The sequence below is a fragment of the Niveispirillum sp. KHB5.9 genome (assembly GCF_048066115.1).
GTDB lineage: Bacteria > Pseudomonadota > Alphaproteobacteria > Azospirillales > Azospirillaceae > Niveispirillum.
The window spans coordinates 436,789-449,380 of sequence record NZ_JBLTYX010000001.1 but is presented as its reverse complement, the minus strand read 5'-3'; the positions used below and the strand labels follow the sequence as shown (position 1 = coordinate 449,380).

Sequence of the window (12,592 nt, the reverse complement as noted above, 5' to 3'; positions counted from 1 at the left end):
GCGCGTGCTTGGGATTCCTTGAACCTCCCCGGCATGTATATTGACAATATTGTGTGATCCGGCTGACGGGCCGGGCACACGGCATATAAAGACAGAAATAAACATGGGCATTTTCCATAAATTCAGCCGACTGAAAGACGAAATGTCGGACTATGCCGACTTCTTTCGCGCCTACATTGCCATCCCCTTCAAGCCGAACTATATCCGCCGGAAATGGGATGGCGCCTATGCTCTTGGCGAGGCGAAGCGGGTCGCCGTTTTTAATCATTTCGACAAGAGGGGCGCGATCCATGATTACGTCCTTTATTATTTGACGGAATTGAAGCGTGCCGGCTTCACCATCGTCTTCACCAGCAATTCACCGCGCTTCCCGGAAGCGAGTGTCGAGCGGTTGAGGCCTTTGGTGGCGCGAATCCTTTGGCGCTCGAACGTCGGATATGATTTCGGCGCCTTCAAGGACGGGATCGCCCAGGTACCGGATGTCACGGCGCTGGACATGCTGCTGGTCACCAATGACAGCATCTACGGCCCCTTGCAGGATCTGGGCAGGGAGATCGGCCGGGCGGATGCGGGTCAGGCGGATATCTGGGGCATCACCGATTGCTGGTCGCATTATTTCCACCTGCAGAGCTATTTCGTGCTGTTCCATGCACAGGCGCTGCGGGACCAGGCCTTTACCCGGTTCTGGTCCCGCCTGCCTTATTTCCGGAACAAGTATTGGGTGGTGAAATACGGGGAGATCGGGCTGACGCAGTTCTTCATGCGTCATGGCCTGCGTTGCCAGGCCCTGTTCCCCTATCGCGAGATGGTGGCCAGGGTCTCTTCACGGATCGAGACGTATCTGCTGGAGACCAAGCCGGAGAAGGATCCGGTGCGGTACCGTTATCTGGAAATGCTGTCCCGCTTCCTGCGTGAAGGGGTGGCCTTGAACCAGACCCATTATTTCTGGGACGAGTTGCTGGTGACGATGCGGTGCCCCTTCATCAAGCGGGACCTGCTGCAGCGCAACCCCGTCGCGATCCCGTTCCTGCATCACTGGGAAGCCTTGTTGAAGGAAGTGTCACCCTATGATGGCAAGCTGATCGTCAAGCATCTGGAGCATTCGATGCGCAACCGCGTGTACTGAGCGCGAGCGGTTCCAGACGCCGCATCCCCCCGGAGCCGGGGGGCGGCCGGCCCATCAGGGTGGCGAAGTCCCCACCCCGCGGCAGACCTTCCTGGATGAACAGGCCCGGTTCCAGTCCAGGTGAGCCTTGTGTCCACCACAGGCCTTCCGTCGCACCCAGCACCCATTGCGCCAGACCATGGCGCAGCGGTGGGGACAAGGCCGATATCGACATCGGATCGGGCAGGGCGGCAAGACCGGCATCGAACCGCGCCATATCGGCATCAATGGCCAGGACCGACCTCAGCAGTTCCTCCGCCGTCGCGTACCAGCCCTCGGCGGCGGCGGCCAGCAATGGCGGCGGCAGGTCCGCCACGATCAGGCTCAGCAGCGGAAAATGGCGGCCACCGGCATCCACGCTGGGCAGCAGGATGCCCGCCACCCCGGCCGGACCGATGATGCCGCCGGGCAGCGCGAAGCGCCAAAGCGGCGCCGACATGTAATAATCGTTCCAATTTTCGGCCAGGATCGCCCGCGCGGCATCCAGGCCCGCCACCAGCCAGGCATCGATCCCGTCGACCAGGGCGAACGGCAGACCGCGCGTGACGAAGTCCCCACGCAGGGGCAGCTTGCCATAGAGGCCAGTTCCCGACCATGTCCGCATCGCCATCATCCCCTGGCCCGGCGGAAGGCGGCCAAACCCAGGCTGGCCATGCCCAGCAGGACCCCGGCCAGCCCACCCCGGCGCAGCCAATCGGCCTGCGGCAGCCTGTCGGCCAGCAGCACGGCATCCTGCGGTCGGGCCGGGTCGTAGCGGACTTCCACCCTGTTGCCGGCGGCGAAACGTCGGGCCAGGTCGCGCAGTTCGTCACTGGGCGGATGGGTACGGGCATCCTCACGGCGGTGGCGGGCGATGTTGGAGAGGACCGACCCGTGATAATCATGGTCGCCGACCCGGTAGAGATAGCGCACCTCCAGGTCCCAAACGGGCCGGAAGGCGTCCGGATTGACCGCCGACCCGGGCCGCCGCTGCTCCAGCCGGTCGACGCGGATCTCGTGGGTGACCAGGGCGCTGGACAGGATTTCCCCACCGGTTGCGGCCCAGCCTTCCACCGCCGTTTCCGCCATCGAGAACGCGGTGCCGGCCGCATAGGCGCCGACGCCCAACAGCAGCAGGCCCACTCCCATCGGTACAAGCATCACGCCCCCCTCATCAACACAGGATCCAGACTTCACCGTCCAGGACGCCCAGGCGCAGACGCACCGTGAACCAGGACGCCGTATCCGGCACGCCCGACCGGATGGGCGGCAGCCAGTCGTCGCACAGCAAATCCATCATCTGTCCGCCGGCTATCAGCCGCGGCGCCATCTTCAGCTGGGACGTCGGCCACAACCGGAAATCGGGTGCGGTCACGATCTGCCGCATGCTGGTCTCCAGGTTTTGCCGATGAATGGCCGGGTCCATGCCCATGGCGGTGCAGAAATCCAGTATCTTCGGCTGATGCAGCCCCATCAGCGACGTGGTGTCACCGACGGACAGGTCGGCATGCAGGCGGCGGAGGACGCTGCCGACCTGCGCGTTGTCAGGCCGTTTGGCGCGCCGCCAATACCAGCCGCTCCTGGGTTCGGGGTGGTCGATGGTGAAGTCGATCGACAGATCGGTGACGGGGCCCGGCCTGGAGACCGGGGGCTGACCGGGCCGCGGCCATTCCAGTTGCGCCAGCGGCCGGGCATCGTCCATGTCCTGACCGTCCAGCCGATGACGTCGCACACGTGCCAAGACCCGCGCCTCGGGCTGCAGCCAGGCACCGGGCTGGTGCGACGTCGTCGGTGTGGGACCCGGCGCCAGGACGATGGAGAGACGGTTGAGCCCACGCAGCAGATAGGGATCGGCGGGGCCCGCCGCGCGGCTGCGCGTGGCACCCTCCTTGAAATGGAACAGCGGAATGTCGTTCAGCGACAGTTCGGCCGCGCAGTTGGACACGGAGAACTCGATGAGCACTTGTTCCTTGTTCATTTTCTCCATGCCCGCCAATAGTCTCCGATCATGAGCCGGAGGGGAATGAAAGGCTGTCGAACAGGTTCAGACGATCCCATATCTCCTCCTCGAACCCCTTCTCGCATATCCAGAAATCGATGCTGCCGGCCACGGTCACCTTTTCCAGGCGGCCATTCTCGGCCTTCAGCCGGATGGGATGCTTCTCGCCCCCGATCTTCATATCCAGGTCCGCCTTCACTTCGGCCCGGCCTTCCAGTACGGCTTTCACAAAGCCGACCTGGCCGTTCACGAAGGTGGAAGCCTCGACCTTGCCCTGCGGCTTGAGGCTCACGTCCGGTCGGTCGGTATTCGTCGCCAGCGGACGTGGCGCGCGCCATTCGAACTCCCCGGTAAAGCCGATGGAGCCCTCGACCTTGATACCGACCTCCACCTTGGTGCAGGGATAGGGCGTGATGATGAAGGAGAAGGTCAGATCCCCCTCCAGGATGGTGAGGGACACCTCCCCCTTGACGACCAGCTCGACATGGGGCTTGCCGGGTGGCTCCTCATATTGCCAGCCCACCTCCAGATTTCCGTTCAAGACGGCGATGGAACCCTGGAGGCGCGGCCCCGGCACCCATTTGGTCTTGCGGACGATCTCATTGAGCTCGTTGATCCGCTTTTCAATCTTCTTGACCATGCCGATATAGTTGGCGAAGTCGGTGGTGGTGATGCGTCCGTCACGCTTGTGCGTGAGCTTCAGCTCATAGCTGTCGTCGTCCTCCTCCTTCTTTTTCGACTTGGCACGCGGCGGCTTCTTCGCCCGTGTATCGAAATCGCCATCCTTCCAACTGTTCGACTTCAGGGTCAGCTCGAACGCGTCGTCGTGATAGACGGCCAACTGCCCGCTGATCATCGGGACGGAACGCCGGTCGCCGGCCGGCAGGCCGCAACTGCGGACGGTGAAGCCATGGGTCTTGTGTGAATGCATCATGGCCCAGGTCGTGGCCAGCAACTGGCTGGCGCCTTCGCGGGCCGGCTCCACCGCGGGTCCGTGCACGGTGATCTCCCGGCTTTGCTTGCCGGGACCGTCCGGGGGAAAGCCGTCGATCTCGATCATCGGATGGGGGGCGACGCCACAGAAGCCGTCCCCCTTCACCTGGAAGGAGACGCGGGTCTTCATGCTGGCGGCGGGCGTGCCGGCGACCATGGCGAAGATGCCACCCTGCGACAGCACCATCGCGCCCGCCTGCGGCGAGGGCGGATCGACGATGCACCGGACGGAACGGACACCCCCCCGGCTTTCCGTCACCACCAGTTCGGCCAGATTGCAGGGCCGGTCATACTGTGCGGGCAACAGGGTGGCGTTGGCAGGCACGCCGGCGCATTCCTGCACGGTCCCGGTGATGGACCGGTCCCGGCTGAACCCCTTGTCCAGGCTGTCCCGCATCCGGTCGTGGGCCGCCGCCGCCGACGGGCCGGGTGGTGGCGGCTGGCGTGCGATCCCGCCCGAACGCACATAGAGCTGGCGCCACTCCTCGCGCAACGGCGCCTCATCCGGGGCGTCGGCCGTCAGCTTGCGCCGCTGTCCGCCGACCACCATCTCCGGATGGCGCGCATAAAAGGCGTCATCCGCCTTGCGCTCGGCTGCATGGTTCAACGGAAATTGCAGCAAGGTCGTCATGGCGGGGCACCGGCCAGCCTTATGCGGCACATGCGTTCCAGCTGGGTGGCACGCACGGGTGCCGGCACCTGTCGCTGTTGCAGGATCCGCCGGATCCAGGGCAGGTCGGCCCGTGCGTCCAGGTCGGGGCCGTAGAGGAACAACAGGTTGGCCAGCGTCGCCACGCTGTGCTCGTCATCCAGCCGGTACCGGCCCGCCATGTCTTCGGCGGCCCGGATCACGTCGATGCGCTCGGCCAGCCCCCGCTCGCCGATGGCGGGGCCATGCAGATGGACGAACTGGTCCAGCAGCCTTTGCCGGAATGTCCGACATAGCGCGTCACGCAGCGCATCCATGGGGCCGGGTCCAATCTGGATCATGCCGCCCCTCTTGTCACAGTGCCGTCGGGCAACGGAAGCGCCACAAATCATCGTCGCCGAACGGATGGTTGGCATTACCGGGACGCAGCCGGTAGGTAACCACGCCCCCGTCGGTGGCGAAGCTGACGGAGATGGTGTCGCTGGTGCCGCTGCGTGTCAGCCGGGCACGGTCCAGTAGCCGGAACAACGCCCAGGGCCCGGTGAAGTCCGGTGTGCGCATATCCATCGGATCGGGCTCCAGGCGGGCCTCGCCGATGCCGTTCGCCGGCCATTGCATCAGAACCGGGCGGTCGCCCGCGCCGGCCTGCCCCCCCACGCTTTGCCCGTCGATATGCAGAACAGCCCGCGGCCGTGCCCCCCCGGGGGCCGGCATCTGCTGCAGGTCGAAACGCACGGATATTTGCGGGCCGGCTGGGAAAAAGGCACGGCGTATCCTGTCGGCACGCTGGAACTCCCACAGGACCGCGTCCGGAATGCCCAGCTGGATGCCGTCCACGGGCTGCCAACGCCAGGTTTCCTGCGACATGTCGACGAACCGGACCAGGTTGGTCCGGAAGAAATTGTCGATCAGGCCGCCGGGCCCGAAAAGCTCGGTGAAGTTGGGAAGCGGCACCTCCGCCTCGGCGGTCCGGTTCAGCGGATAATAGCGCGATGTCACCTGGCGGCAGGTCGGCAGTACGGTGGAGGCCCAGAGGCTGGACAGACTGCTGCGGGTGTTGCCGCCGGCGGTGGCGCCCGCCGCCTGTGCTGTCTGCCGGACCAGCCCCGCCGCCGGTGCCGGCAGATAGCCGGCATGGGTCAACAGACGCTGTCCGGTGGCCCCGGTACCCAGCCCGCCATTGACATTCGCCTGCTCGTAAAGATCACGCAGGAGCTGGCGCGTGTCCTGTACCGACATGCCGGCCGTGCCTTGCGCGTAATGGTGGAGATCACGGAAATGCTCCTCCACCTTCTGTTCAGGCGGTGGTGGCGTGCCGGCCGGCGATGCCGCGACCGTGAGGCGTGTCTGTTCGGCGGACGCACGCACCAGTTCCGCCAGGGGTGAGGAATTGCCGGAAAGCTCCAGCAGCAATTGCCGCAACTCGTCGGGGCTGGTCGACGCCGGCACTGTCACATCGGAGAGCAGCGTATCCCAGACCCGGATATAGTCGGTGAGATAGAGTTCCATCACCTCGCGACGCAGCGCGGCACTGTCCGTCGCCCGGCCTTCGGTGCGGCCCAGTACCCAGTGTTCGCGCAGCAGCATGTCGGCGACCCGGTCCAATGCCGGCTTGATCACCGACAGGAACCCGTCGCGGGTATAGAGACCGGGGATCGCGTCACGCAATGGCAAGCCCGACCGCCGGACCAGGGCCCGCCCCAAGGGGCCCGCGGCCTTGAGCGGATCGAAGGCGGGCAGTAGCCGCACGGCGGCCGAGCCTTTCAGGATGTCATAGCCCTGCTGTGCCAGCGGGGCCCGATCCAGGATATCGCGCGCCTGTGCCACCAGCGCGTCATCGATGACAGCGGGTGGCAGGCGGCGCGTCACCAGCGCTTCCATATGCCGATCCAGCGCCGCCCGCCGGGGATCGCTGTCGGGATAGAGCGTCGACAGGTCGCCACGCAGCCAATCCAGCACCAACGGCTTGTCCAGCCCGGCCTGCCGCGCCAGCATCAGGTAGATCTTCAGCGTCTCGTACAGCGTGCCACGATCGCCCAGGCTGCCGCGCATCCGCGTTTCCAGCCGGGACAGCACACGGGGCAGAAACAGGCCCGCCAGACCGGACTCATAGGCGGTGCCGGCGGCATTGGCGAGCTTCCGGCTTTGGCTGAGCCCGAAACCGGCCACGGAGATGAAGCCATCGTCCGGCGCAGATGCGGCCGGGGCGATCAGGTCGAGCGCCGGCAATACCGCCTCCAGCGTCGGAACATCGGTTGGCGCGGGCGTGTCCTTGACGGCCTGCGCATAGCGCGCGGCCAGTTCATCCGCCCCGTCCAGCCGCGACATGTTGGTGGTGAAGCTGAGCGTCAGAGCCATCGCCAGCACCACGGACAGTGCCGCCGCCAGGCCCAGGCCCAGACGCCGCAAGCGCCGCCGCCGCTCCTCGCGCACCGGCGATCCGGCACCCAGCCATGCCTCGGCGAAGATGACCTCGTTCAGCAACTGCTTCAGGAAATAGGTGCGCGTGGCCGGCTGCGGCCCAACACCCTCGGCAACCAGATGGCGCCCGATGCTGGCCGTCAGCCGGTCGATGGGATTGCCCATCTGCACGGCGCTGGTGAAGTAGAAGCCTCGGAAAACAGGCAGAGGGTCGTACCGGCTGCCCGTGAACACCTCGTTCAGGAATTGCAGGAGGGGATCCCTCAGCAGGGCGAATTGCTGCGGAAAGCCCAGGACCTGTGCCCGACGCTGCGCATCGACCTCCTCGTCCATGCGATCCAGGCGGCGCGACCGCAGCCGGTCCAGCAGCGCGTCGAATTCCGCTGCCGCCAGGCCGGGATCGACGGCCGTCCCTTCCGCCGGCAGGGGCAGCGTGGCACCCCAGACCTGTTCCAGATCGGGGCGCTTCAACGTGGCGAAGAATTCGGCGAAGCCCTGCAGCAGGTCGGCCTTGGTGAACATGACATAGGCCGGCAGGGGGCAGGTGAATTTCTGGGATAGCTCGCGCAGGCGGGCCCGGACAAGGCGCGCATGCTCCGTCAATCCGGCCTGCGTGCCCTGGGCCAGGTCGTCCAATCCGATAGCCACGATGACGCCGTTGATCGGCTGCCGGCTGCGCACACGGCGCAGCATGTCGAGAAAGCCCAGCCAGATGCCGCTGTCGCGTTCCCGGTTATCCTCATGCGTGAGGTAGCGACCGGCCGTATCCAGCAGGATGGCGTTCTCGGTGAACATCCATTCGCAGTTGCGGGTGCCGCCGGCCCCTTTGATGGTGGGCCGTTCGCCGTCGGTATGCTGGACATTGGTCGCCACCGCCACGGCGGTGCTCTTGCCCGATTTCGGCGGGCCGATCATCATGTACCAGGGCAGCTGGTAGAGGGGGGCCTCCAGGCCCTTGCCCGGCGCCGCCGCGCGCTTCAGCTTCTCCAGCGCCTGGTCCAGCTTCCGGCTGAGGACAGCCAGCTCGTGCTGCGTATCACCGTCGGTGACAGCCAGGATTTCCGCGCGCAGTGCCGCATCGGCCCGGCCCGGCTGGCGCAGGCGCCGCCATTCCAGTACCAGCCATGGAATGGCCAGCAGCAGGGCCAGCAGCAGCCAGGGCCAGTACCGGTCCAGCGGACTGATATCCGCGACCGGCAGGAACTGGGTGGCAACCCCCAGCACCCCGGCCAGCGCCACGGCCCCCAGCACGCCGGCGAGTGTCCGCTTGTTCAGCAATAATCTGGCAGCCATGGTCAGTTGCCGTCCTTCATCAAAACGATCTCGACGCGGCGGTTGCGGCTGTCGTCGCTGCCGGAGAATGGCGTCCGGGGCCGCGTGTCGGCATAGCCTGTGGTCGCGATGGGACGGCCGGTCCCCAGCACGGGGCGCAGCATGGCGGCGACCGACTGCGCCCGGGCATTGGACAATTCCCAGTTGGACGGGTAGCGCAGCGTCCGGATACGCAGGCTGTCGGTATGCCCCTCCACCTCCACGCTGCCCGCCTCCTGGAGAAGGGCTTCGGCGATCCGGCCGATGACGGGCCGGTATTCCACGGACACGTCCGCATTGCCGACGGGGAACAGCGCCTCGCCGACGATGCGGACGATGATGCGGTCGGCCAGTTCCTCCACCGTCACCTTCCCCTCGCTGATCTCCCGCTCCAGGAAGGTCCGCAACCGTTGGCCCGCGGCCAATTGCTGCGGCGGGACGGGTGGCGGCGGCCGTGGTACGATGCGCGGCGGCTGGACCCGGATATCGGCCAGCGCCTTGCTGGCATCATCCGACGGGCCGACCAGCAGCAGGGCGTAGGCGACGTAGGCCATGACGGGCACCGCCAGCAGGATCAGCGCGATGATCGGCAGCGGCACCCGCCGGCCGGCATCGGGCCGCGGTGTGGGGGCACCTTTCCAGTGCGGCGACAGCGCCGTGTCGGGCACGGTGAGATGGGGGCGGATCTTATCCAGTATCTCGCGACGCTTTTTCTCCGCCTGTTCCTTCCCGCTCGACCCGTCCAGGCGCGTATTGCCGCGAAAACCCAGCGAGAGGCAGTTATAGGCCAGGATCAGCAGGTCGATGTTCGCCTGCGGCTTCGCCAGCATCTTGTTCACGAACGCGTAGAAATGCGCACCACCGCGCGCCTGCGAATGGAAGATCGCCACCAGACCCGCATGGTCCCAGTTCGCCGCCTGGCCCCAGCGCGTGTTCTGCAGCATCTCGTCGACCGTCTCGCACAGCAGGTAGTGGGCGATGCCGGCCCTGTCGGCTGGAACCTGCAGGTCGCGCATGGCGTCGTCGAAATCCTTCATCGCCGCCACCAGGCCCTGGCGCAGCGCATCGACCGGGATGTCGGCACCGGCGGCACGGCATCGGCTGACCGTCAGCAGGATGGGAATGGCCGCTTCGGCCAGGTCGCGCGGCGGGGGGCCGCGATCGATGGTCAAGACATCCGAGCGGTCCGTGGCCGATGCGAAGCCCGTCTGGCGTTGCGGCTCCACCTCGTCCGATGTGAAGACGCGGCCGCCGGGATTGGGACGTTGCACGTGGGTATGGTCATTGTCGAAGGGTGACGAGCGGTTCATGCCTCATCCTCCCTGGCCGCCCAGAGCTGCAGATCGGCACCGGCGTCACCACCCATGATGTAGACGGCAAGCGACCGGTCGCGCCGGATGGCGTCCCAGTCCGTGCCCTTGCGGTCGATCTCCAGGAAGACGCGGCCGGCACGTTCGTTGATCCGTGCCGGGACGACGGGCTGTAGCAGCAGGTCGGCACCGCCGTCGCGTCCCCGGCGCAACTCCGCGACCCCCTCCTTGCTGCTGATCAGGGCGTTGGCCTTCATGAACTTGTGCAGATCCGCGGCGGAGGCGGTGGTCTTGCAGGACAGGATGAAACGCCAGCCATCTAGGTGGGCGGGATCCAGGGGCGCGCAGACCCAGATCATCCGGTCGCGGTCGAAGCCCAGTGCCAGCTTCTCCGTGCTGCGGGCCAGATCGATCGACAGGCTCCGGCGCAGCTCGTCATACACCGGACGGAAGCTGGCGGTCAGGTCGTCATGGCGGTAGGTGGGAAAGCGCGTGGCCGTGCGGCCGGGGACGAACAGGGTAGCCAGTTCGCCCGCCAGGCGCAGCATCTCGCGGTAGAGGTCCTGCGGGTGCAGCCGCCCCAGGTCGGTCAGATGATGGAAGACACCGCGATGCCGGTTCAGGCCCCAGAGCAGCAGATGGTCGCTGGTGGCCAGCGATTCCATGGAGGCTGTTTCGGCCAGCCGGCTGATACGCTGATCGATCATGCCGGCCAACTCCGACAGATATCCGTACAGGACGCCGGACGCCGAAACCGACAGGACGGGCGGAATGAAGCTTTCATCCAGCAGAACTCCCCGCTGGGGATGGGTCTCGGCGATACGGGCCACCGGCAGGCAGACCAGGTCGTCCCGCGCCTCGCTGTCCAGCAGCAACCGGAACTGCGGATAGGCGAGATCGACCAGTTCGGGCGGACCGCCATCGACCCGGTCGGGCAGCGGCTCGCTGTGCCGGACATAGCGGTGCCATTTGCCATTGGCCGGCAGACCGGTACCGCGCGCCATGTCCGCATCCGCCGGATGGATGCGCGGCAAGGCCAGATGGACCAGACAGTCGCGCGTCGCCTTGGGTATTTCGATCGATGGCGGCAGGGCCGCTTCCTCCGGCATGGCGATGGGGGTGCCGTCCCGCATCAACCCCTCGGCCCGCGCCAGTGCGACATGGCCGCGCTCCAGCGCGCCGCGGTCGACGGCCAGCATGGTGAGACCCCAGCCGTCACCGGCCAGCGGCGCCACCCTTTGGTCCAGCAGCCAGTCCAGGTGCCGGTGCATCTGCTGGAAATGATGCTGGCGCACGAACAGACCCTCATGCCAGGCGACGCGGTTGTTGATCTTCATCGGGCTCCATCCTGAGGTCGCTCGTGTCCGTGTGCTGATCGGCTCACTCGCCGTGCGGACGGTTTTCCAGCGCCCGCTGATAGGCACGGGCATAGGCGTTGCTGACACCGGACTGCGGGTCATGCTCGAATTCATCGATGATGGTCCGATACTGGCCGCCGTACTGCCGCCACAGGGCGGCATGGCGCAGCAGTGGGATTGCGGATTGCGATGTGTCGGCGTTGGCCTCCAGCCGCTCCGGATCGAACCGCTTCAGCAGGTGCTTCATCGCCGCCCGCATCGCGATCGCCGAGGCATATTCGTGCCAGCGGACATCGCCGAACGCCTGGCGCACCGCGTGGTCGCCGGCAAGAAGCCTCTGGTCGGCCAGCAGCAATCTCTGAAGATGCAGGGCCGTGCCGCCATCGGTTTTCAGCGGATTGTTCTGTCCGGCACCGTGGATGTCGGTCTGTTCAAGGCCGAATTCCTGCTTCAACGCCGCCCGCGCATCCAGCAGGCGGCGAAGTTCCTCCACCATGACCCGGCAGATGGCGCCGGCCATGCCCAGCACCTCTTCCGCCCTTGCGGCGTCGATGGCGTCGGTTGACAGGGCGGCACCCGTGAGGAAGGCCTGCCAGGCGGCACCGGCATCCGCGGGCGGGGCCGATGGCGGTACCGTCGCTGTTTGCGGCTTCCGCTCCTCTTCGCGTTCGGTGTCGGGCATGGAGACCTCTTCCTCCCACCGGAGCGGGGCGGGAGCGGCAACCGGGTCCGTGCCGGGAAATTGCGGGATGGGACGGTCGAGCACCGCCCGCCCACGCGCGTCCACGATGGAGGCGAACGGGTTGAGCGGATCATCGTCAATCTGTGCCGGAGCGATATCCGCATCGGCGAAGGGGCTGCGGAAATGGTTGTTGCCCGCAGGCGGAGCGGTGTGGACGGTCGTCGGGAAACCCACCTCCATCTCATACATGGCCAGCCGCAGGCGGTCGCCTTCATCCAGCGTATGCTGGCGGTTGAAACCCAGCGGTGACGGCGCCTCGTTCACATAGACGCCGTTGGCCGACAGGTCGGTCAACAAATAGCGGCCGTCACTGCGGGTGATGCGGCAATGGCGGCGGGACAGGGTCTTTTCCGCCCCATCGTCCGGCAGGCGCAAATCGCATTCGGTGCCGCGGCCGATCAGGAATTCATCTCGACGCGTCTCGTATGTTTTCCCGGCGCCGGCTCCCCGCAGAATGCGCAAAGAGATCATATCATTCACCATGTCGATATAGCGGTGAATACTAGAAGAAGATCAAAAATTTCAGGCGATTACAATAATAATCCACATAATTGCGAATTTTACGTAGCCGCCAATTGACTCTATATGGATTTAATAATAATGAGAATTAAATTTCTAGATGTTTTTGTGTGTCGTTCTCTTGTATTCCGCGAAGATGAAACCCT

Annotated in this window: 10 protein-coding genes; 1 reads left to right on the top strand and 9 read right to left on the bottom strand. The window is 65.7% G+C overall.

Going from position 1 to position 12,592, the window contains the following annotated elements; translation table 11 throughout:
• Positions 1 to 142: 142 nt before the first annotated feature.
• On the top strand, positions 143 to 1,126 hold the full coding sequence (locus ACM9HJ_RS01865) for a rhamnan synthesis F family protein (protein WP_416569970.1): 984 nt from the start codon (positions 143 to 145) through the stop codon (positions 1,124 to 1,126).
• Here ACM9HJ_RS01865 and tagF read toward each other — a convergent pair.
• From tagF to tagH, 9 genes are read right to left on the bottom strand one after another with little or no spacing between them, the layout of a single operon-like run.
• Positions 1,086 to 1,769, bottom strand: coding sequence for a type VI secretion system-associated protein TagF (gene tagF / locus ACM9HJ_RS01860; protein ID WP_416569969.1), 684 nt, complete (start codon positions 1,767 to 1,769; stop codon positions 1,086 to 1,088). The two genes, ACM9HJ_RS01865 and tagF, sit on opposite strands and share 41 nt — an antisense overlap.
• A gap of 5 nt (positions 1,770 to 1,774) precedes the next feature.
• Positions 1,775 to 2,305 (bottom strand): DUF3592 domain-containing protein, encoded by a 531-nt coding sequence (locus ACM9HJ_RS01855; protein WP_416569968.1) that lies wholly within the window; start codon positions 2,303 to 2,305, stop codon positions 1,775 to 1,777.
• A gap of 13 nt (positions 2,306 to 2,318) precedes the next feature.
• Positions 2,319 to 3,122: a hypothetical protein gene (locus ACM9HJ_RS01850; RefSeq protein ID WP_416569967.1), complete on the bottom strand. Its 804-nt coding sequence runs from the start codon at positions 3,120 to 3,122 to the stop codon at positions 2,319 to 2,321.
• 28 nt (positions 3,123 to 3,150) lie between these two features.
• Positions 3,151 to 4,767, bottom strand: coding sequence for a hypothetical protein (locus tag ACM9HJ_RS01845; protein WP_416569966.1), 1,617 nt, complete (start codon positions 4,765 to 4,767; stop codon positions 3,151 to 3,153).
• Positions 4,764 to 5,126, bottom strand: coding sequence for a hypothetical protein (locus ACM9HJ_RS01840; RefSeq protein ID WP_416569965.1), 363 nt, complete (start codon positions 5,124 to 5,126; stop codon positions 4,764 to 4,766). The genes ACM9HJ_RS01845 and ACM9HJ_RS01840 overlap by 4 nt, the downstream gene beginning before the upstream one ends.
• Positions 5,127 to 5,139: 13 nt before the next feature.
• Positions 5,140 to 8,499 (bottom strand): type VI secretion system membrane subunit TssM, encoded by a 3,360-nt coding sequence (gene tssM / locus ACM9HJ_RS01835; protein ID WP_416569964.1) that lies wholly within the window; start codon positions 8,497 to 8,499, stop codon positions 5,140 to 5,142.
• A gap of 2 nt (positions 8,500 to 8,501) precedes the next feature.
• A complete protein-coding gene (gene icmH, locus ACM9HJ_RS01830) occupies positions 8,502 to 9,827 on the bottom strand; it encodes a type IVB secretion system protein IcmH/DotU (RefSeq protein WP_416569963.1) in 1,326 nt (441 codons plus the stop codon).
• Positions 9,824 to 11,164 carry a type VI secretion system baseplate subunit TssK gene (gene tssK / locus ACM9HJ_RS01825; protein WP_416569962.1) on the bottom strand — a complete coding sequence of 447 codons (1,341 nt, stop codon included), beginning with the start codon at positions 11,162 to 11,164 and terminating at the stop codon, positions 9,824 to 9,826. The genes icmH and tssK overlap by 4 nt, the downstream gene beginning before the upstream one ends.
• A gap of 43 nt (positions 11,165 to 11,207) precedes the next feature.
• A complete protein-coding gene (gene tagH, locus ACM9HJ_RS01820; RefSeq protein ID WP_416569961.1) occupies positions 11,208 to 12,398 on the bottom strand; it encodes a type VI secretion system-associated FHA domain protein TagH in 1,191 nt (396 codons plus the stop codon).
• Positions 12,399 to 12,592 lie beyond the last annotated feature (194 nt).